Annotated in this window: 12 protein-coding genes and 1 tRNA gene; 8 read left to right on the top strand and 5 right to left on the bottom strand. The window is 59.6% G+C overall.

The features are described from left to right. Positions 1 to 7: 7 nt before the first annotated feature. Complete coding sequence (locus tag ABUK73_RS10720) at positions 8 to 1054, bottom strand: D-alanyl-D-alanine carboxypeptidase family protein (protein WP_353577289.1); 1047 nt, start codon at positions 1052 to 1054, stop codon at positions 8 to 10. Positions 1055 to 1298: 244 nt separating this feature from the next. On the opposite strand from ABUK73_RS10720, the gene ABUK73_RS10725 reads away from it, so the two are divergent. Then, complete coding sequence (locus tag ABUK73_RS10725; RefSeq protein WP_353577264.1) at positions 1299 to 2462, top strand: M20 aminoacylase family protein; 1164 nt, start codon at positions 1299 to 1301, stop codon at positions 2460 to 2462. 175 nt (positions 2463 to 2637) lie between these two features. On the opposite strand, the gene ABUK73_RS10730 is transcribed toward ABUK73_RS10725, so the two are convergent. After that, positions 2638 to 2712 (bottom strand) — tRNA-Gly (locus ABUK73_RS10730). A 257-nt stretch (positions 2713 to 2969) separates the two neighbouring features. Here ABUK73_RS10730 and ABUK73_RS10735 point away from each other — a divergent pair. The 4 genes from ABUK73_RS10735 (at position 2970) to ABUK73_RS10750 (ending at position 5521) form a co-directional block, all read left to right on the top strand. Further along, entirely contained in the window at positions 2970 to 3479 is a 510-nt protein-coding gene (locus ABUK73_RS10735) for a prolyl-tRNA synthetase associated domain-containing protein (protein ID WP_353577265.1), read from the top strand. A 54-nt stretch (positions 3480 to 3533) separates the two neighbouring features. After that, entirely contained in the window at positions 3534 to 4499 is a 966-nt protein-coding gene (gene trxA, locus ABUK73_RS10740) for a thioredoxin (protein WP_353577266.1), read from the top strand. 151 nt (positions 4500 to 4650) lie between these two features. Then, complete coding sequence (locus tag ABUK73_RS10745; RefSeq protein ID WP_353577267.1) at positions 4651 to 5322, top strand: LON peptidase substrate-binding domain-containing protein; 672 nt, start codon at positions 4651 to 4653, stop codon at positions 5320 to 5322. A gap of 10 nt (positions 5323 to 5332) precedes the next feature. Beyond that, positions 5333 to 5521, top strand: a complete 189-nt coding sequence (locus tag ABUK73_RS10750) for a Trm112 family protein (protein ID WP_353577268.1) — start codon at positions 5333 to 5335, stop codon at positions 5519 to 5521. 70 nt (positions 5522 to 5591) lie between these two features. Here ABUK73_RS10750 and ABUK73_RS10755 read toward each other — a convergent pair whose 3' ends face one another. Together ABUK73_RS10755 and kduI are read right to left on the bottom strand one after the other, a co-directional pair. After that, entirely contained in the window at positions 5592 to 5927 is a 336-nt protein-coding gene (locus ABUK73_RS10755) for a cupin domain-containing protein (protein ID WP_353577269.1), read from the bottom strand. 11 nt (positions 5928 to 5938) lie between these two features. Further along, positions 5939 to 6781, bottom strand: a complete 843-nt coding sequence (gene kduI, locus ABUK73_RS10760; protein WP_353577270.1) for a 5-dehydro-4-deoxy-D-glucuronate isomerase — start codon at positions 6779 to 6781, stop codon at positions 5939 to 5941. A 293-nt stretch (positions 6782 to 7074) separates the two neighbouring features. On the opposite strand from kduI, the gene ABUK73_RS10765 reads away from it, so the two are divergent. From ABUK73_RS10765 to clpB, 3 genes are all read left to right on the top strand, one after another. Next, positions 7075 to 12528: an alpha-2-macroglobulin family protein gene (locus ABUK73_RS10765; RefSeq protein WP_353577271.1), complete on the top strand. Its 5454-nt coding sequence runs from the start codon at positions 7075 to 7077 to the stop codon at positions 12526 to 12528. Then, a complete protein-coding gene (pbpC, locus tag ABUK73_RS10770; RefSeq protein WP_353577272.1) occupies positions 12525 to 14606 on the top strand; it encodes a penicillin-binding protein 1C in 2082 nt (693 codons plus the stop codon). The genes ABUK73_RS10765 and pbpC overlap by 4 nt, the downstream gene beginning before the upstream one ends. 2090 nt (positions 14607 to 16696) lie before the next feature. Continuing rightward, the gene (gene clpB / locus ABUK73_RS10775; RefSeq protein ID WP_353577273.1) at positions 16697 to 19315 is read left to right on the top strand and encodes an ATP-dependent chaperone ClpB; all 2619 of its coding nucleotides are present in this window, start codon (positions 16697 to 16699) and stop codon (positions 19313 to 19315) included. A 58-nt stretch (positions 19316 to 19373) separates the two neighbouring features. On the opposite strand, the gene ABUK73_RS10780 is transcribed toward clpB, so the two are convergent. Then, a complete protein-coding gene (locus tag ABUK73_RS10780) occupies positions 19374 to 21311 on the bottom strand; it encodes a M23 family metallopeptidase (RefSeq protein ID WP_353577274.1) in 1938 nt (645 codons plus the stop codon). Positions 21312 to 21731: the final 420 nt, after the last annotated feature.

Consider the following 21731-nt stretch of genomic DNA (forward strand, 5'->3'; position numbering starts at 1 on the left):
GTGCGGATCAGAATGCCGGGCGCGGAATGGGGATCGGCACATTGGCGGGGCTGCCCTTGGCAGTCGCCGTGGTCGCCGTTGCAGGGGTTGCATTGGCGGCAAGGGTTTCGCTGCCGGGAATAAGGCCCGCATAGGAATAGACCGGCGGACGGGTCATTTCCTGCACATAGGGTGATTTGATGATCATGCGGCCTGCATCATCCCGGCTTTCGCTGCGCACTTTCGCGGCCCTGGGATTGCAGATATCGGCGCTGACATCGTTGAGGTCAGTGTCGCCATAGGGCGCCAGCGACGCCAGCGATACGCCCTGGCCTGAAGGTGAGGTCAGGCCCATTTGCAGCAGGTCGGCGGACTGATCGGTACGGCCCGCAAGGCTGTCTGCACCCAATACGACGCTGACGACCTGACGCCCATTGCGCGAGGCCGACGAGACCTGATTGAAGCCCGACGCACAGATGAAGCCGGTCTTCATGCCATCGGCACCGTCGAAGCGACCGACCAGCATGTTATAATTGGCGTAATTCTTCTTGCCGGTGCTCACACCTTCCAGCGAGAAATAGCCAGCATATTCGGGAAATTCGCGCTTGAGGATCAGCGCCAGAACGGCCAGGTCGCGCGCGGTCGTGTACTGACCTTTGCCGGGCAGGCCATTGGGGTTGATGTAGTGGGTGGATGACATGCCCAGACGCGCGGCCTGCGCATTCATCTGCGCCACGAAATTCTCGGTCGTGCCGCCCACGGTCTCGGCAATGGCCACGGCCACGTCGTTTGCGGATTTGATCAGCAGCAGCTTCAGCGCGCTATCCAGCGTCAGCTTCGAGCCGGGTTTGAAATACATCTTGCTGGCGGGCTGGTCGGCAGCCTTCTTGCTCATCACCACTTCCGTCGTGGGGCTCAGCTTGCCGGATTTCATGGCGCTGAATGCCAGATAGGCCGTCATCAGCTTGGTCAGCGAGGCGGGGTACCACTTGCGAAAGGCTTCCTGATGCGAGATCACCTTGCCAGTGCGCACGTCAATCACCATCTTGGGGTTGGCGTGTCCAACGGATGTCATCGCCAGCACACTGGCAGAGATCGCGGCAATGGTTTTTACGAGCCGCCCTGCGGCGCGGCGGTGTCTGGAGTTTTCCTGCAAGGCGTATCCTCGAATTCCCGTCATCGTTTCGGGATTTGCAATATTCACCATATATGGCCTAGCAATGGCAAAGTACATTGATTGCGTCAATTATGCGGCGCAATATCCACCGCGGAGGAGCTATAGCTTATCATGTCGAGAATGGAACATCAGGGATAAATGAATGCCGATTTTGAATAGAGCTGCGGAATTGCAGGCGGAAGCCAGCGAATGGCGACGTCATCTCCATGAAAACCCTGAACTGCTCTACGATGTGCATGACACGGCAGCCTTCGTTGCCGAAAAGCTGAAATCCTTCGGCGTTGACGAAATCGTGACGGGTATTGGCCGCACCGGCGTCGTCGGCGTCATTCACGGACGCCACGGTCAAGGCCGCACCATCGGGCTGAGATCCGATATGGATGCCCTGCCCATCGTCGAGGAAACCGGTCGGGAATGGGCCTCGAAAGTCGATGGCAAGATGCATGCTTGCGGACACGACGGCCATATGGCGATGCTTCTGGGCGCCGCAAAACATCTGGCGGAAACCCGCAATTTCTCCGGCTCCGTCGCCCTCATCTTCCAGCCCGCCGAAGAAGGTGGCGCGGGCGCGCTTGCCATGGTCGAAGACGGCTTGATGGAGCGTTTCAAGATCGATGAAGTCTACGGCATGCACAATATGCCGGGCATTCCCTTGGGGTCCTTCGCCATTCGCAAGGGCGGCATCATGGCCGCACCGGACAAATTCTCCATTCTCGTCAAGGGCCGCGGCGGCCATGCGGCGCAACCGCACCGCACGATAGACCCGATTTCGATCGGCGCGCAGATCGTCACCAATCTGCAGATGATCGCATCGCGCAACACCGACCCCATCCGCTCCGTCGTCGTGTCAGTCACCCGGTTTCAGGCGGGCTCCAGCCACAATATCATCCCCAATGAAGCTCTGATTGCCGGCACGGTGCGCACGCTGGACGAATCCGTGCGGGATGCCGCCGAAGCGCGCATCAAGCAGATGGCAGAGGGCATCGCGCAGGCCAATGGCGCCGAAGCCGAGGCCGTCTACGAGCGCTACTGCCCCGTCACCGTCAACCACGCGGATGAAACCGACCACGCCATCCGCATCGCGCGTGATGTGGTGGGCGACAAGAATGTCGACCCCGATGTCGATCCCTCTATGGCCGGAGAAGACTTCTCCTACATGCTGAAGGAGCGCCCCGGCGCTTTCATTTTCATCGGCAATGGCGATAGCCCCGGTCTGCACAATCCAAGCTACGACTTCAACGACGACGCCATCGCTTACGGCGTGTCCTATTGGGTCAAGCTCGCCGAACAGCGTCTGGGTGGGTAAAACGATTTCGAGCGACCGTGCGTCATCGTGCGGTCGCAGCCTCTGCCGGCTTTTTTAAAACAATAAAAAGCAGCCGAACATGACGACGAAATGCCTGCGGATAAGTGTCGGAATGAATGGTAATTGTCGGCCCAATACCGGTCCTCGGTGGCAATTTTCTCAGTCTGAGGAAAATTGGAGCGGGCGAAGGGATTTGAACCCTCGACCCCAACCTTGGCAAGGTTGTGCTCTACCCCTGAGCTACACCCGCTCAAATCCGCTGGTTCGGGGTAGATCGCTGAACCGCGGGTCGCTGCGTTGCGGCGACGAGGGCTATATCGCTCAACCGCTTTTTAAATGCAACAGGGAAATGACAAAAAGCTGCAGAAAATTTTGAAAAACCACACAAGTGACGGAAAACGTTTGATTTTTTTGATACTGAAATCTCAAAGCCAATTGCAAAACCGGTTTTGAGGGCCTAATGACAATGGCAACGAAAACCGAATCCGATGTCGCGAGAAACCCAATATGACCGAGCAATCGCCCAAGACAGCGCAGGACCTTTTCGCTTTGCTGGATGGGCTTGGCATTGCGCATACGACCGTCGACCATGAGCCGGTCTTCACTGTCGCCGAGTCGGAATCGCTGCGGGATCGCATTCCCGGCGGCCATACCAAGAACCTTTTCGTGAAGGACAAGAAGGACAGATATTTCGTCCTGACGGTGGAAGAAAATGCGACTGTCGATTTGAAGACGGTCCACAAGGTCATCGATGCGTCCAGCCGCGTGTCGTTCGGCAGGCCGGAAAAGATGCTGGAATATCTAGGCGTCATACCCGGCTCCGTCACCGTTTTCGGTGCCATCAACGATACGGGACACAACGTGACCTTCGTGCTCGACAGCGAGTTGATGAAGCATGATCTCATCAACGGCCACCCGCTGTCCAACGATGCCACCACCACCATCGGGCGCGACGACCTCATTCGCTTTCTGGAAGCGACGGGTCACACACCGCTCGTCTTGAAAGTGACCGAGTAAAGTACGATCTTTGCGCCAGATGGCGGCATGCTGCGACATGAACGGAGACTTTATATGAGCGATAATCCCTACGGAACGTCCAACAGCGGACAGATGACTGGCTCCGTCAATTATGGCAGCGCGCCAGGTGCGACGGCTGCGGCCTCGCATATCAAGGATACGACAACGGCGAATTTCCCCAAGGATGTCATGGAGGAATCGCGCCGCCAGCCCGTGCTGGTGGATTTCTGGGCGCCGTGGTGCGGCCCGTGCAAGCAACTGACGCCTGTGCTGGAAAAAGTCGTTAACGAGGCTGGCGGTCGCGTCAAGCTCGTCAAGCTCAACATCGATGACCATCCGTCCATTCCCGGCCAGCTTGGCATTCAGTCCATTCCCGCCATCGTCGCCTTTCAGGACGGTCGCCCGGTGGATGGCTTCATGGGTGCCGTGCCGGAAAGCCAGATCCGGGAATTCATTGACAAGATCGCCGGTCCCGCCGCCAATGATCCCGCAGCCGAAATCGAAGCGGCGCTTGCCGAAGCAAAGCAGCTTCTGGCCGATGGCGATCATCAGGGCGCAGCACAGCTTTTCGGCTTCGTCATGCAGGTGGACCCGGAAAACGCAGTTGCCATTGCCGGTATTGCCGATTGCATGATTGCACTTGGCGAATATCAGCGCGCCAGCGATCTTCTTGCCTCCGTCCCCGCAGAGCTTCTCGAGGATCCCGCGCTTCAGACGGTGTCGAAAAAGCTGGCGCAATATGAAGAGGCCCGCCTGCTGGGTGATCCGGCAGCGCTGGAACGTGAATTGTCGGCCAATCCGGACAATCACGATGCCCGCATGAAGCTTGCGAAAATCTTCAACGCGCAGGGAAAGCGCGATGAAGCTGCCGATCAGTTGCTGACCATCATGCGCAAGGACCGCACCTTTGAAGATGACGGCGCGCGCAAACAGCTCGTGGAGTTTCTGGAAGGCTGGGGCTTCAAGGATCCGGCCTCCGTCACCGCACGACGCAAGCTGTCGTCCATTCTGTTTTCATAAGCCTTGCGTCTTGCGATCAGTGGCCGCAAACCACATTTATAAAGGATATGCCGCATAGATGCGCAGCAACTGCAAGGCAGATGTCTGACGCGGATATGCAATCGCGACGTTCCGTAACGTCGCGATCATGTCTCCAACCGAGGGCTCATCCATGCATGTCGGAAACGCGAGATATCTGAAAAGCTCCGATCTTCCGGACGTGGTGCCCGTGTTCCCCCTGCCCGGTGTTCTGCTTTTGCCGGAGGGGCAATTGCCTCTCAACATATTCGAGCCGCGCTACCTTGCCATGTTCGATGCCGCCATGGCCAGCGACAGGCTGATTGGCATGGTCCAGCCCTCGCTTCAGGCTCTGGATAGTGGTACCGGCACCGGTCCTCTCAGCCAAGTCGGCTGTCTCGGTCGCGTCACATCCTTTTCGGAAACGGGCGATGGGCGCTACATCGTCTCACTCAGCGGCGTTTGCCGCTTCCGCCTGTTGGAAGAAGTCTCCACCGGCAAGCCCTACCGCACCTTCCGCCACGCACCCTTCATCTCCGATCTCTCGGGCGAATATGATGAGGATGCCGTGGATCGGGAAAATCTGCTGCGGGTGTTCCGGGCCTTTCTGGATGCCAACCAGTTGGAAGCGGATTGGGACAGCGTCGAGCGCGCCGGAAACCGCGTTCTCGTCAACTCACTCTCGATGATGTCGCCCTTCGGGCCAGCGGAAAAACAGGCTTTGCTGGAAGCCCCGGACCTGAAATCCCGCGCCGATACCCTGATCGCCATCACCGAAATCGCCGTTGCCCAAGCTGGCAATGACGGCGGCACGACATTGCAGTGATGGGGCTCCGATGGACGAAAAGGTGAGCAATGTCGATCCCAAGCTGCTGGACCTTCTGGTCTGCCCGCTCACCAAGGGTCGGCTGTCCTATAATCGCGAGCGCAGCGAACTGATTTCCGAAAGCGCCAAGCTCGCCTACCCGATAAGGGATGGCGTGCCGATCATGCTGATTTCGGAAGCCAGACGGATCGAGGACTGAACGTCACTATTCCCCGTCATCCCTTAGCTGATACGGGATGACGGGAATAGCTTTCGAGATCAATCAAACCTCAAAGAAACTCTGCCCGATGCGGCGTAAACGTATCAATCAAACGGCCCTTTTCCAGCGCCTTCACACCATGCACCAGATCAGGCTTGACGATGAAACTGCCGCCCTGCTCCAGTTCCTGTGTCACGCCGTCGATTGTCACCTCGAAGCGTCCTTCGGCCACATAGCTCGCCTGAATATGCGGGTGGGAGTGAAGCGAGCCGATGGCGCCCGCTTCGAAGATGACTTCGACCATCATCATTTCCGGCAGATAAGCCATGATGCGGCGGGAAACACCGGGTTCGGTTGGCGTCCACTGGCCGTCACCGGCATTGACGAAGGCTTTGCTCTCGCTCATATCGCGTGTCCTTATTTCAGATCATCGATGGCAACGAGATCGACGTCGGTATAGTCGACATTGTCACCGGCCATGGCCCAGATGAAGGAATAATTGGCCGTTCCGGCACCGGAATGGATGGACCAGCCGGGAGAGAGAGCCGCTTCCTCATTCTTCATTACCAGATGGCGCGTTTCGTTCGGTTCACCCAGGAAGTGGAAGACGCGCGCCGTCTCCGGCAAGTCGAAATAAAGATAGGCTTCCATGCGCCGATCATGAATATGGCATGGCATGGTGTTCCAGACGGAGCCGGGCGCAAGGCTGGTCATGCCGACAACAAGCTGGCAGGTCTTGACGCCTTCCGGGTGGATGAACTGGAAAATCGAGCGTTCGTTGCTGGTTGCCTGCGAACCGAGATCGACGCGCTTGGCATCACTGATGCTGATATGCTTAGCCGGATAGACGGCATGCGCCGGTGCACTGAGCAGATAGAACTTGGCGGGTGTTTCGGAAGAGGTAGATGCGAAAGACACCTTCGTACCCAGACCCGCATAGACCATGTCGCGCGTGCCGGTTTCAAACGCTACGCCATCCACCGTCACCGTGCCCTTGCCGCCAATATTGACGACGATCAGCTCACGGCGGTCGAGAAAGGATTTCGTGCCCGTTGGCTTGATGGCTTCCAGTTCCAGCGAGCCCGACACCGGCACGGCACCACCCACGATCATGCGGTCGTAATTGGTGTAGTGCAGCTGAACAGTGTCGTTGACGAACAGTGGCGGCAGCAGAAAGTTCTCGCGAAGTTCCTCGGTGCCGAATTTGGCAGCCGTCTTCGGGTCGATGGCGAAGCGGTTCGTGTACTGTGTCTGGCCCATTGTTCTCCCAATCATATCTCAGGCAGAGTTGTCATACATATATGCGATAGAAATCCTATGTCAATCGATAGCGGCGAAAGGATTGGCAGCGGTTTCCCGCAGGAAAAGGCTGCAAACGCTGAATTTCATGGATATGCCAACATGTAAGGCAGGTTTCTCGGCCACGCTTTTGTGCAAGCCACTGCGGGTAGGAAGCGCTGGATATGACTGCGCCCAGGAACTCCAGATCGCATTGACTTTCTGCATGAAATCCGAGCAGAGTCGCGGCGGTCGTGCGTACCGGGGAGGGACCAATGTTCGTGCGTTCTGTTTTGAAGAGCCTGTTTTTCGTTGCAGCCACTCTGGCCATCCAGCCAGCGCTTGCGCAGGACGCAACACGAAAGGTCGTCACCACCCAAAATGGTGATTATTTCGGCTTCGATCTTCGCACAGAGCAGAACGTCTCCCTGCCGCAATGCGAAACCATCTGCATCAACGACAAGGCCTGCAAGGCCTTCACCTATAATCCCAAGGTGCAATGGTGCTTCCTGAAATCGGATTTCAACCAGCTCAACGCCTTCCCCGGCGCGGTCGCTGGCAAGGTGGTGGAAGTCACCAGCGAGCCGGATCTTGGCGCGCCACAGAAACTCTCCTTCGTGGATGACAGCCTGTACCAGCAGGCGCGACGTCTGAAGGCAGGCCTTGCGGCATCGGATGCGGACCAGTCGCAGGGCGTCGAGGCGCTTCTGGCGCAGGCCCGGCAATTCGCAGGCGCTGCCAATATTCCCCAAGCGGTCGAGAGCTATAAGTCCGCTTTGGCGCTGAACCCGGATGACGGTGCTGTTTGGTCAGAGCTGTCCCGTACAGCCGCACGAATAGACAATAATTACGAGATATCGGGGCAATCCGCCACCGCCGCCCTCAATGCCTATTCGCTGAGCCGCACCGTCAGCGCGCGCACCGATGCGCTCAACACGCTGGCAAAGGCCTTTGAAAAAACGCAGAGCTACCGCGCAGCGCTCAATAGCTACAAGGCCAGCCTTGCGCTGTCGGACAATGCCAAGACGCGCGCCGCCTATGTGGACTTGAAGGCGCGTCAGGGCTTCCGGGTCACCAACAACACGGTCGATACCGATAGCGTCAGCCCGCGCGCCTGCATCCAGTTCTCCGAACCGCTGGTCAAAAACGGCGTCGATTATTCCTCCTTCGTCACGCTGGATGGCGCTGCCCCCAAGGCCATCGAAGCCAAGGGCAGTGAGATTTGCGTGGAGGGCCTGACCCACGGCCAGCGCTACAAGATCGCGCTTCGCGCCGGTCTGCCGTCCTCTGTCGAAGAGCCGCTGGAAAAGCAGGTCGATCTCGACATTTACGTCCGCGACCGGTCTGGGTCGGTGCGCTTTACCGGTGAGAATTTCGTTCTGCCCGGCACCGCCCGCCGTGGCATTCCGCTCGTTTCCGTCAATATCGATCACGCCGATCTCAAGCTTTACCGGGTGGGCGATCGCAGCATCACCAGCCTGCTCACCAACTCGCAGTTCCTGACGCAGATGGATGGCTATGGCGCAGAGCGGATTGAAAACGAAATCGGCGAACTCGTCTGGCAGGGCGGCATCGATATCCAGAACGAGCTGAACAAGGATGTCGTCACCAGCTTCCCGGTGGATGAAGCGCTGCCGCAGCGCAAGCCCGGCATCTATGTGCTGACCGCCGTTCCACCCGGCACTGCGCCGGAAAGCTGGGATTCGCGCGCCACGCAATGGTTCCTCGTTTCCGATACCGGCATCACCACCTATGCCGGAACGGACGGGCTGAATGTCTTCGTTCGCGCGCTCAGCAGCGCAAAGCCGCTGGATGGCGTGGCGCTCCAGCTTCTTGCCAAGAACAATGAAGTTCTCGGCACCGCAACGACGGATGCGCAGGGCCGCGCGGTGTTTTCCGCAGGCCTCATGCGTGGCACCGCCGGTCAGGCGCCTGCCATCATCACGGCGCGCAATGGCGACAAGGATTATGTCTTTCTCGATATGACCCGCGCCGGGTTCGACCTCTCCGACCGTGGCGTCACCGGTCGTGCCGCCCCCGGTGCCATCGATGTCTTCAGCTGGACGGAGCGCGGCATCTACCGTGCCGGTGAAACCGTGCATGCTGCGGCGCTCGCCCGCGATATCGAAGGCAATGCGGTCGAGAACCTGCCGCTCACCTTCATCTTCTCGCGGCCCGATGGCGTGGAGGACCGCCGCTTCGTCGCCGATGGCAAGGCGCTGGGCGGCTATGCAGTCGATCTGGCCCTGCAGGAAAATGCCATGCGCGGCACATGGACCCTGGCCATCCATACGGACCCGAAGACGGCTGCCATCAGCCAGAAATCCTTCCTCGTCGATGACTTCGTGCCGGATCGCACCGAATTCGATCTGACCAGCAAGGCCAAGGAGATCGACCCGGCCGGTGATACCGCCATCGATGTCGATGGCCGTTATCTCTACGGCGCACCCGCCGCCGGGTTGACGCTCGAAGGTGAAATTGCGCTGAAGCCCACCCGCACCCATCCGGGCTTCGAAGGCTATATGTTCGGTCTTGCGGATGAGGAAACAGAAGAGGAAAGCCGCACCACGCTGGATGATCTTCCCGTGCTGGATGAAAACGGCAAGGCAACCTTCAACGTCGCGCTGGCCGATCTGCCCTCCACCACGCAGTATCTCTCCGCCGATATCACCCTGCGCATGCGTGAAGCCGGTGGCCGCGCCGTTGAGCGCTCACTGACTTTGCCGGTCAAATCCGATAGTGCGATGATCGGCATCAAGCCGGAATTTTCCGGCGATCTCGCTGAAAATTCCATCGGTCGTTTCCATGTCATCAGCCTTGGTCCTGACGGCAGCAAACAGGCCATGAGCGGCCTCACATGGAAGCTCATCAAGGTCGAGCGGAATTATCAATGGTATCGTCAGGGCAATTCCTGGCGTTATGAGCCGGTCGTCTACACCAAGCAGGTGCAGACAGGCACATTGGCGATCGATGCCAATGGCGGCGAGATTTCCGTGCCTGCCTCATGGGGTCGCTATCGCCTCGAAGTCGAATCGGCTGAAAACAACGGCCCCACCTCCAGCGTCGAGTTCGATGCCGGCTGGTTCGTCTCCGCAAGCTCCACCGAAACACCCGATGCGCTGGAAATCGCGCTCGACAAGCAGAGCTACAAGATCGGCGAGACCGCCAAATTGCAGGTCACATCGCGCTATGCTGGCCAGCTGATGATCACATCCGGCTCGGAAAAGCTGATTGCGGTCCAGAATGTCGAGATCGGTGACAAGGGCGGCGAGGTGGATATTCCCGTCACGCAAGACTGGGGTGCTGGTTCCTACGTCACCGCCACCCTGTTCCGCCCCGGCGATGCGCAGGAAAGCCGCATGCCCATGCGCGCCATCGGCATCAAATGGCTGGCGGTCGATCCCGGTGAACGCAAGCTCGGCATAGCGCTCACGCTTCCCAAGCAGACCCTGCCACGCCAACCGCTGGAAATCCCCGTTCAGGTCTCCGGTGCCGGTGCGGGTGACAAGGCCTATGTCACCGTTGCCGCTGTCGATGTCGGCATTCTCAACCTCACCCGTTACGAGCCGCCCAAGCCGGATGAATGGTATTTCGGCCAGCGGCGTCTGGGTCTGGAAATCCGTGATCTCTATGGTCGCCTGATCGATGGTTCGCTGGGTGCCACAGGGCGTCTCAAAACCGGCGGTGATGGCGGGCAGGTTGCGCTGCAAGGTAGCCCGCCCAAGGAAAAGCTGGTCGCCTTCTTCGCCGGTCCCGTGGAGCTGGATGCGCAGGGCAAGGCCACCATCCGTTTCGACATCCCGCAGTTCAACGGCACCGCCCGCGTCATGGCCGTTGCCTGGACCAAAACCGGTGTCGGCCATGCCGTCTCTGACGTGGTCATCCGCGATCCCGTCGTCATCACGGCCAGCGCGCCGAAGTTCCTGAGCCCCGGCGATGTCTCGCAAATGCGCATCGATATCGCCAATACCGACGGCGAGGCGGGCGATTACAAGCTCGGCATCGCCAGCAACATGTCCATCACCGTCGATGAGGGTGAGGTCTCGCAGACGCTCGCCTTGCAAAAGGGCGGCAAGACATCGCTGACCGTGCCGCTGACGGGAGAAAATCCCGGCGATGGCGCGATTACCATCACGCTCGCCAATGCCAGCGGCCTTTCGTTGCAGCAGGTGCTGAACATTCCGGTTCGCCCTGCCGTGCTGCCGGTCACCACGCGACGCAACATTCAGATCGCGCCCAACAGCAGCCTGACCGTGGATGGCAATCTTCTGGCGGAGAGCATGCTGCTTGGCTCATCTGTCGCCGTCAACGTCACCCGCTCGCCTGCCTTCGATGTGCCGGGTCTGGTGATGATGCTGGACAAATACCCCTATGGCTGCGCCGAGCAGACCACCAGCCGTGCGCTGCCCCTGCTCTATCTCTCAGAACTGATGAAGCAGCGCGGCGGTGTTGACGATCCCGATATCCACAAGCGCGTACAGGATGCGATCTATCGCGTGCTGTCCTTCCAGTCCTCCTCCGGCGGCTTCGGCCTCTGGGGTCCGGGCGAGGGTGACCTGTGGCTGGATGCCTATATCACCGACTTCCTGACACGTGCGCGCGAACAATCCTTCGATGTGCCCGAAGCGGCGATGGTACAGGCGCTCACCAACCTGCAAAACGGTCTGGCCTACGACAACAACGTCAAGGATCGTGGCAACGAGATCGCCTACTCGCTCTATGTTCTCGCCCGCAACCGCAAGGCCGCCATCAACGATCTGCGCTATTACGCCGACACGGCGCTGAAGGATTTTCCGACGCCGCTTGCCAAGGCGCAACTGGCCTCGGCCCTGTCGCTTTATGGCGATGCGGAACGGGCGAAATCCGTCTTCGGCGCGTCTCTCAGCATGGCGTCGGCCACCACCAAGGTCAGCCTTTCCAGAGCCGATTACGGTTCGGTCCTGCGTGATGGTGCCGCCTCGCTGGCGCTCGCCGCCGAAAGCCGCCCGGTGCCTGCGGTCGTTCCGCAACTGGCCAGTGCGGTGGCCAAGGCGTGGGACGCCAAGCCCTATACCAGCACGCAGGAACAGGCCTGGATGCTGCTCGCCGCCCGCGCCCTGAAGGGCGAAGACAAGGACGTCAAGCTCGATATCAACGGCACGGTGGAACATGGCGGCTACAGCAAGAGCATCAGCGGTGATGAGCTGCTGCAATCGCCCATCAAGATCACCAATGCCTCGAAAGATACGGTAACGGCTGTCGTCACCACCGTTGCGCCACCTGCACAGCCGCTGCCAGCTGGCGGCGAAGGCTTCGATATCCAGAAGACCTATTATTCGATGGATGGCGAAGAGGTGAACATCAGCGAAGCCACCCAGAACGAACGCTATGTCGTCGTCCTCACGGTCACGCCGAAAAATGACTGGCAATCGCGCATCATGGTCACGGATCTCCTGCCTTCCGGCTTCGAGATCGACAATCCAAGCCTCGTCAACAGCGCAGCGCTTTCCAATTTCGATTGGCTGCCGGAAACCGAGGCCGCTCACACCGAATTCCGCTACGACCGTTTCGTCGCGGCCTTCGACCGTGCATCAGGTGATAGTTCGGAGATAACGCTCGCTTATGTCGTGCGCGCCGTCACCCCCGGCACCTACGACAATCCGGCGGCGTCGGTGGAAGATATGTACCGTCCGCAATTTTCCGTCCGCACCGCTACCGGGCGCATGGAGGTCCGCGCAGCGCAGCAATGATCAGGTGGCGGGCGTTTGTCAGTGGTTTTGTCGTCTCGGCCGTGCTGATTGGCGCTGCCGTCTACGGCCTCGACCGTCTGGACCGCGCCTTTCCGCCACCGCTGCAAAATGCCCGCATCGTCTCGCAGGAAGTGCTGGATGCCGATGGCAAACTCTTGCGCGCCTTCGCAACGCCGGACGGACGCTGGCGTCTGCACACGTCGGCTGCGGATGTCGATCCGCAATTCATCCGCATGCTGGTTGCCTATGAGGATCAACGCTTCTTCGATCACGGCGGCGTCGATTTCACAGCCTTGGGCCGCGCCGCCTGGCAATTGCTGACCCATGGACGCATCGTCTCCGGCGCCTCCACGCTGTCCATGCAGGTGGCACGGTTGATCGAGCCGCGCCCGGATCGCTCCTTCAGCGCCAAATTTCTGCAGATGGCGCGCGCCTGGCAGATCGAGCGTCGGCTGACCAAACAGCAGATCATCGACCTCTATCTCAACATCGCGCCCTATGGCGGCAATCTGGAAGGTATCAGAGCCGCCAGTCTGGCATGGTTCGGCAAGGAGCCGAAACGGCTGGAAACGGCAGAATCGGCACTCCTCGTTTCCCTCCCGCAGCTGCCGGAAAAACGCCGCCCGGATCGCTTTGCCGATGCCGCAAAGCTCGCCCGCGAACGCGTGTTGCAACGTCTCGCTGTCTCCAAGGTGGTGGGGGAAGGCGAAGCCGCCCGCGCGACCATTGCCGCCATTCCGGTAAAACGGCTCGATCTGCCCTCCTATGCCCCGCATCTGGCGCAAGCGGCGCGCGCCCGCTTCCCGCAGTCCGTCACCATAGCCTCCACGCTACGCCTGCCTATTCAAAGAGAGCTTGAAGCCCTGGCACAGCGCTCCGCCGAAAAGCTGGGCGACAAGGTTTCCGTCGCCATCGTCATGGCCGATAGCACCACCGGCGACATCATCGCAGACGTCGGCTCATCGGATTTTCTCGACAATGACCGCCGTGGCTGGGTGGAAATGTCCCGCGCGGTGCGCTCTCCCGGCTCGACGCTCAAACCCTTCATCTATGGCCTTGCCTTCGAAAACGGCCTGATTGCGCAGGAAACCATCATCGAAGATCGCCCGGCGGATTTTTCCGGCTACCGTCCGCGCAATTTCGATATGCAGTATCAGGGCGATGTCAGCATTCGCCAGGCCCTGCAACTGTCGCTCAACGTCCCCGCCGTGCGCCTGCTGGATGCCGTCAGCCCCGCCGCTCTCATGGTCCGCTTCCGCCGCGCCTCCGTCCAGATGGTGCTGCCGAAGGCAGAAGCGCCGGGGCTTGCCATTGCGCTCGGCGGCGCGGGCCTGTCGCTCGTCGATCTCGTCCAGCTTTACGCAGCGCTGGCCAATGGCGGTCAGCCGGTGCAGCTGGGCGATGGCGTGCGCGCCAGACCGCAGGTGCTGGATGTCGATCCGCTGTTTTCCAAAGCCGCCATCTGGAACATCAGCGATGTCCTCTCCGGCGTGCTTCCACCCCTCGGCATGAAGCAGCGCGGCATCGCCTACAAGACCGGCACGAGTTATGGTTATCGCGATGCATGGTCGGTGGGTTACGATGGCCGCTATGTCATCGGCGTCTGGGCAGGCCGTGCCGATAACGGCTCGGTCCCCGGCCTTGCCGGTTACGTCTCCGCAGCCCCCATCCTGTTCGAAGCCTTCACCAAATCCGGCGTCGCCATCACCCCCTTCCCGCCTGCACCACCGGGCGTCTCCCGGCTTGCCTATAAGGACCTCCCCGCAAACCAACGCCGCTTCAGCGTCACCCCATCAGGCCTCCTGTCGGCCTCGCGCCGCGAACCCTCACCGCAGATCGTCTATCCGCCCGAGGGCGCCCGCATCGAACTCACCGGCCAGAGCGGCGAACTCTCCCCCCTCGTCCTAAAACTTCAGGGCGGCCGCGCGCCCTTCCACTGGCTTGCCAACGGTAAACCCTTGTCCGAACCGTCCCGCCGCCGAAGCAGTGAGTGGTTGCCGGAGGGACAGGGGTTTTCGACACTGACGGTGATCGATGCGGATGGACGGGCGTCGAGCGTGCGGGTTTTTGTGGAGTAGGGGTTGTCTCGGCTTCTGTGGGCGTTAGCGTTTGGAAAGCAACCCATGGTGCCGTAGATGCAGGCAATGTCAGAGATCCACCGCAACAGAGCAACCCTCATCCATCATCCTGAGCCTGTCGAAGGAGAGGTGCCCCGTAGGGGCCTCCAAGGACGAGGGTTGCGTGCTCGGGGCAGAGTATGCGGCGGATGCTTCGAGAGTCGCTTCGCTCCCACCTCAGCATGAGGGCGGCGGGTGCGGCAAGCCTCCCAATGAGAGGGTGGAGGTTGTGGTTGCCCGGCTGACGAAAAAAAGCCGATGAGGCGGGGCACAACGGAGCAACCCTCCCTTTGAGAAGGGTGGAAGCTGGGCACACCGCAGCAACCCTCATCCTGAGGTGCGGAGGCGCAGCCGGAGCCTCGAAGGACGGGGGTTGCGTGCTTGAGGCAGTGCGTGCTCGGGGCAGAATGTGCGGCGAATGCTTCGAGGGTCGCTTCGCTCCCACCTCAGCATGAGGGCGGTGGGTGTGGCGGCCCCTTATCGAAACGTCGGGGTAAACCACACCCAAAAACCTCAAACAATAAAAACATCCAAACCAAATCAACACCTTAAACAAAATCCGCCACACCCCACAAAAAAATCTCACAAAATTTCATTCACAGCCTCCAGACCTCAGCGACAATGGCCCCGTTCCGCCCTCGGATACACCGCAAGGCGTTGCGGCGAGGCGGGACCGGCGCTGGGGTTGAGAGGGTGACGCGAACCTTTCGATCCCGGGGTCGAGCAGCAATCCCCCCGGCGGCAACGGGAGGAGCGTGACACGGTTTCGGACCGGCCGGTGTCATTCTCCCGATGCCCGAAAGGCTTAACCGCCGCCGGGTGTTCCGACAGCTCATCGTCCTCTGGTCGAACGCGACCATGGGGTGAGAGGCGAAAGTCAGGCGGTACACAGGAACACGCTGCATCTGCCCCGCACCGTTGTGAAACGGCGCGGACGGATCGCAAGGATGAACCGCAGCCATCATGGACGCGGCAAGCCCTTGCGAAAAACGGATCGATCCTCCCGCCCCTTGGATTATCGGCGCGGGAGCAAATCGAAGGCAGGTGCAGCCGAACTGGCAGGGTGATGATCTGGCAACAGACCATTGCCACCCGGATGGGAAGGGTCGGGCCTTGAAATGTCCGACCGGTTCTCCGGCAAGGTTTCGCCTTTGCCATCCGGGTTCTGCCAGCCATGGCAAGTGGATTGCTGTTTGGCCAAAAAAGCCGAACGGGGCGCTGCGAGGTGCCATTTATAGACGACCCAACGAGGCAGCTTACAGCGCCCCGTCCGACATACCCATGGCCGTTGATGGTGATGGGACCTGAGAGTAAAGCATACCACGGGCAGATGCTGCCGCGTGAACGGCGAAGCTTGCGTGATGGGTTGCCGGGATTTTTGACAGGATTGGATTTTGGAGGGTGTGGCTGGATGCTGTGTGCAAGGCGAAGAACGTCAGGTGCAACAGAGCAACCCTCATCCTGAGGTGCTCCGCAGGGGCCTCGAAGGACGGGGGTTGCGGGCTTGGGGCAGAGTTTGCGGCGGATGCTTCGAGGCTTTGCCCTACGGTCAAAGCACCTCAGCATGAGGGCAGTGGGTGTGGCAGCCCTACCTTGTGAGAGGGCGGAGTAAGAGGCTGAAAGCTGGAAGCAGGGTGCGACGATAGCAACCCTCATCCTGAGGTGCGCAGGCGCAGCCGGAGCCTCGAAGGACGGGGGTTGCGGGCTTGGGGCAGTGCGGGTTTGGGGCAGAGTGCGTGGCCGATGCTTCGAGGGTCGCTTCGCTCCCACCTCAGCATGAGGGTGGAGGGTGTGGCGATCTTGCTCCAACGCCAGCCGCCCCAAAAAATCACCACACCCCCATCAACCACCTCTTTAAACAATCAAAATCCCATACCATATCAAGCCAATCAGAGTGGAATGCGCGGCACCATGCCAAGCCTTCCACTCAAGGCGATGCGGGCAAATCTCAACAGCCTGATATCGTAGCGGGGCTTGCCGCTTCAGGGAGCCTCAACCCTAACATTCCAAACTGTGCCGAGAACGGGCAGGGCGGTAAGAGGAGTTTGACGATGAACATTGAAAAATATTCCGAGCGCGTTCGCGGTTTTCTGCAATCGGCGCAGACCTATGCGCTGGCGGAAAACCATCAGCAATTTGCGGCTGAACACGTCTTGAAGGTGTTGCTGGATGATGACCAGGGCATGGCGGCGGCGCTCATAGAGCGTGCCGGTGGCAATGCCAAGGAAGCGCGTCTTGCCAATGATGCCGCGCTGGCCAAGCTGCCGAAAGTCTCCGGCGGCAATGGCGGCCTGTCGCTGACTGCTCCGCTGGCCAAGGTGTTTTCCACCGCCGAAGACCTGTCCAAAAAAGCGGGCGATAGTTTCGTCACCGTGGAGCGGCTGTTGCAGGCCATGGCCATCGAGACCTCTGCGTCGACTTCCGCTTCCCTGAAGAAGGCAGGCGTGACCGCGCAGGCGCTGAACCAGGTCATCAACGATATCCGCAAGGGCCGCACCGCAGATAGCGCCAATGCCGAGCAAGGCTTTGATGCGTTGAAGAAATACGCACGCGATCTGACGGCGGAAGCCCGCGATGGCAAGCTTGACCCGGTGATTGGTCGTGACGATGAAATCCGTCGCACAATTCAGGTTCTGTCGCGCCGCACCAAGAACAACCCCGTGCTGATCGGTGAACCCGGCGTCGGTAAAACGGCGATTGCCGAAGGTCTGGCCCTGCGCATCATCAATGGCGATGTGCCCGAAAGCCTCAAAGACAAGAAGCTGATGGCGCTCGATATGGGTGCGCTGATTGCCGGTGCGAAATATCGCGGTGAGTTCGAAGAGCGTCTGAAGGCTGTGCTGAACGAAGTGCAGGCGGAAGCCGGTGGCATCGTTCTCTTCATCGATGAGATGCACACGCTGGTCGGCGCGGGCAAGGCAGATGGCGCCATGGATGCGTCCAACCTGCTGAAACCGGCTCTGGCCCGTGGTGAACTGCATTGCGTCGGCGCAACCACGCTGGATGAATATCGCAAGCATGTGGAAAAAGATCCCGCACTTGCCCGTCGTTTCCAGCCGGTTCTGGTGGATGAGCCGACCGTTGAGGACACGATTTCGATCCTGCGTGGCCTGAAGGAAAAATACGAGCAGCATCACAAGGTCCGCATCTCGGATTCGGCTCTGGTGGCGGCTGCGACACTGTCCAACCGCTATATCACCGACCGCTTCCTGCCGGATAAGGCCATCGACCTGATGGACGAAGCTGCTTCGCGTCTTCGTATGCAGGTGGACAGCAAGCCCGAAGAGCTGGACGAACTGGATCGCCGTATCATCCAGCTCAAGATCGAGCGCGAAGCCTTGAAGCAGGAGACCGATACGTCGTCTGCCGACCGGCTGAAGAAGCTCGAAGACGAGCTTGCCGATACGGAAGAAAAAGCAGATGCGCTGACGGCCCGCTGGCAGGCGGAAAAGCAGAAGCTTGGCCATGCGGCTGATCTGAAAAAGCAGCTGGATGAGGCCCGCAACGAGCTGGCGACGGCTCAACGCAACGGCCAGTTCCAGCGTGCCGGTGAATTGACCTATGGCATCATTCCAGGCCTCGAAAAGGAACTGGCTGCGGCGGAAGAACGCGATAGCAGCGGCACGGCTTCGATGGTTCAGGAAGTGGTGACGGCTGACAATATTGCTCACGTCGTTTCCCGCTGGACCGGCATTCCGGTTGACCGGATGCTGGAAGGTCAGCGCGAAAAGCTGCTGCGCATGGAAGACGAGCTTGCCAAGTCCGTGGTGGGACAGGGCGAGGCGGTTCAGGCCGTGTCGAAGGCGGTTCGCCGTGCGCGCGCCGGCTTGCAGGACCCCAATCGTCCGATTGGCTCCTTCATCTTCCTCGGCCCGACCGGCGTCGGCAAGACAGAGCTGACCAAGGCTTTGGCTCGCTTCCTGTTTGACGACGAGACCGCGATGGTTCGCCTCGATATGTCGGAATATATGGAGAAACACTCCGTTGCCCGGCTCATCGGTGCGCCCCCTGGCTATGTCGGCTACGAAGAAGGTGGTGCACTGACGGAAGCCATTCGCAGGCGTCCCTACCAGGTCGTGCTGTTCGATGAGATCGAGAAAGCGCATCCGGACGTGTTCAACGTCCTCTTGCAGGTGCTGGATGATGGCCGTCTGACCGACGGGCAGGGCCGCACTGTCGATTTCAAGAACACCATCATCATCATGACATCGAACCTTGGTTCGGAGTTCCTGACGCAGATGGGCGATAATGACGATGTGGATTCTGTCCGCGAGATGGTGATGGAGCGTGTCCGGGGACATTTCCGGCCCGAATTCCTCAACCGTATCGATGACATCATCCTGTTCCATCGCCTGCATCGCAATGAAATGGGTGCCATCGTGGATATCCAGCTTCAGCGTCTCGTCTCGCTGCTCAGCGACCGCAAGATCGTGCTGGATCTGGATGAGGATGCCCGCATTTGGCTGGCCGACAAGGGTTACGACCCTGCCTATGGTGCCCGCCCGCTGAAGCGCATCATCCAGAAGAGCGTTCAGGACCGGCTTGCCGAAATGATCCTGAGCGGCGACATTCCGGATGGCTCACGCGTCAAGGTCACCTCGGGCACGGACAGGCTGCTGTTCAAGGTCAAGCCGCTGCGTCCCGACGTCGAAACCGCCGACGCGGCATGATGAAACAGATAAGGGCTCCAGCGATGGAGCCCTTTTTCATTCGGTCCGAAAAGATGATTTAGCGGCTCGCGACCTGTTCCGGCTTGCCATCGATGTTCAGCAGCGTATCGATCCGGCGTCTCTCATCCGAAAACCGCGCCAGCGCTTCACCCGAAAGCGACTTCCCGCCCGGCAAACGCACCTTCATCGCATCGACCTTGGTGCCATTGACGATCAACTCGTAATGCAGATGCGCGCCGGTCGATAGGCCGGTAGAGCCGACATAGCCGATCACCTGACCCTGGGTCACGCGCGCACCTTCCACGACGCCTTTGGCAATCGCATTCTGGTGATTGTAAGAGGACACGTAACCATTGGCATGGCGGATCAGCGTCTGGTTGCCGTAGCCGGACGCCCAGCCTGCCTTCTCGACAACGCCATTGCCGGTTGCGATGATCGGCGTGCCGCGTGGCGCGGCCCAGTCGGTACCGGTATGCATGCGGCTGAAGCGCAGGACCGGGTGACGGCGCATGCCGAAACCGGATGTCATGCGGCCGTTCGGCACGGGGTTGCGGATCAGGAACTGCCGGATGCTCTTGCCCTGGCCGTCAAAGTAATCGACGCTGCCATCCTCCGGGTTCTGGAAGCGATAAAAGCGGGTTTCGCTATCGCCGAATTTGGCATTCACATAAAGCAGCTCGGATTGGTCGGTTGCCTTGCCGTCCGATCCCTGGACCGAGAAGAAGGCCTCGAGCGAATCCGTCGGCTTTAGCTGCGCCTGGAAATCGACGCTGCTGGCCAGAAGCTTGATCAGCTGCGCCACCATCGTCTGGTTCATGCCATAGGTCAGCGCCGCCCGGTAAACGCCATCGTAAACGCGCGGAAGATCACGGTTTGCCGTCAGTGGTGCATTGCTGCTGTCAAACGCCGTGGCCACGGCATCCAGATGCGGCGGCTCGGTCGCCTTGATGAAACGTTTGGTGTCACTCGTTGCCACGGTTACTACGTGGCGCGACTTGCGATAAAGGCTCGCACGCACGACGTCGCTTTTTTCCTCGCTCTGCAAAATGCCGATGCGCAGCACGTCTCCGGCCTGAACCTCAGCCGATCCGTTTTCAGCACTCAAGGCCGCAGCCGTCTGTTTGGCCTGTTCCTTGGAGTAACCGGCGCCAAACAGCGCCTCCTCCATCGTTTCGGCCTGACGAACCGGGATCACGTCGTCGGCATATTCCTGCACCTTGACGGTGGAGGCCTGCGGCGTGGAAACGGACATGTTCTGCTCGACAACGCGCGCCGAAAGCCCTGCCGTAACATCCACATCTTCACTGGCCTCAAAACGGCGTGGGTCGATGTAATAAAGGGCGGAAAGCTGCTCATTGCCATCGGTCAACATGGAGCCATTGGAGCGAACAGCCTCTTCCACCTCGTCGAAGCTCATTCCGCCAGCATAGGCAAAGGGGCTGTTCTTGGTCGGAAAGGCAATCGTCTTCAGGCTGACTTCGGATTCCACCTCGGAGCCGTAGATCGTGCCGGTCTTGCTGGCTGCTGGAGAGGCATCGTCATTGGTCGCGAAAATATTCAGCGGATCGAAGGGAGGATAGTCCTCCTGATTGTTGTAATTGGCGGCGAGCGCGATCTTCACATGAGAGAAGGGGACCTTGCGCACCACTTCCTTGTCACCATCATGAATGACGGTCGAAACTTCCATGACCGAGCGGTCGGATGGTCGCGCTGCAATATTGGGTGCCAGAAGCCGCGTACCGCGTCGCACCGTCTCGGATGCGTCATGCTCCATATCAGCACGCGCAAAGGCTTCTGCCGGAATGGCAAGCTGCTGTCGGCCATCAAGCGCGGCAAACAGGGCAACACCCATAAGGATGGAGGAGGTAATGCCGGTCAGAAACGTACCGCTCAGCCAACGCAGAGAAATCTCTCGCCGATCAGGGGCGCGCCGTCCCTCCGCCAGAATGGGCGGTTCGGTTCCAAGCGAGCGGATCATGTCTCGATCCGTCATCATGCCTGTCGCGACCAGTCGTTCATTTGATCTCCAGAAACCGTGAGCCGAAGATGTGCAACTTTCAAAGTCCGGAGTCAAACGTCGGCTTTATGCCTGCCCGAATCTTCCCCGCCTTTATATGCAGACCGCTTCGTGGATACCGGATATGGATGTGTCATGTCGAAAACGTGGCGCTTAAGACAGTATCCCTTCTTATGAGCAGCTTTTCCGCTCTTCCTATATGAAGGAAGTTGGCCAATATGACGGCCCAAGATACCAAAATCTAAAATTACCCAATAAAACCAATGACCTATCAAATATGTCTATTTTTTTACAGGTGTGCTGTTGACTTGTTTCGGGTGTGTCCTCTATAAGTCCGCTCACTGACGAGGGCGGCGGCGCTGCTAGCGACGATGTCCTTCGTTCTAGAGAAAACTGAAG

This window comes from Agrobacterium vacciniicorymbosi (assembly GCF_040427045.1).
In the GTDB taxonomy this organism is placed as follows: Bacteria; Pseudomonadota; Alphaproteobacteria; order Rhizobiales; family Rhizobiaceae; genus Agrobacterium.

Coding starts and splice junctions, on each gene's coding strand:
- ABUK73_RS10720 (WP_353577289.1), bottom strand. CDS start 1,054: ATGACATCCGTTGGACACGCCAACCCCAAGATGGTGATTGACGTGCGC.
- ABUK73_RS10725 (WP_353577264.1), top strand. CDS start 1,299: ATGCCGATTTTGAATAGAGCTGCGGAATTGCAGGCGGAAGCCAGCGAA.
- ABUK73_RS10735 (WP_353577265.1), top strand. CDS start 2,970: ATGACCGAGCAATCGCCCAAGACAGCGCAGGACCTTTTCGCTTTGCTG.
- trxA (WP_353577266.1), top strand. CDS start 3,534: ATGAGCGATAATCCCTACGGAACGTCCAACAGCGGACAGATGACTGGC.
- ABUK73_RS10745 (WP_353577267.1), top strand. CDS start 4,651: ATGCATGTCGGAAACGCGAGATATCTGAAAAGCTCCGATCTTCCGGAC.
- ABUK73_RS10750 (WP_353577268.1), top strand. CDS start 5,333: ATGGACGAAAAGGTGAGCAATGTCGATCCCAAGCTGCTGGACCTTCTG.
- ABUK73_RS10755 (WP_353577269.1), bottom strand. CDS start 5,927: ATGAGCGAGAGCAAAGCCTTCGTCAATGCCGGTGACGGCCAGTGGACG.
- kduI (WP_353577270.1), bottom strand. CDS start 6,781: ATGGGCCAGACACAGTACACGAACCGCTTCGCCATCGACCCGAAGACG.
- ABUK73_RS10765 (WP_353577271.1), top strand. CDS start 7,075: ATGTTCGTGCGTTCTGTTTTGAAGAGCCTGTTTTTCGTTGCAGCCACT.
- pbpC (WP_353577272.1), top strand. CDS start 12,525: ATGATCAGGTGGCGGGCGTTTGTCAGTGGTTTTGTCGTCTCGGCCGTG.
- clpB (WP_353577273.1), top strand. CDS start 16,697: ATGAACATTGAAAAATATTCCGAGCGCGTTCGCGGTTTTCTGCAATCG.
- ABUK73_RS10780 (WP_353577274.1), bottom strand. CDS start 21,311: ATGATGACGGATCGAGACATGATCCGCTCGCTTGGAACCGAACCGCCC.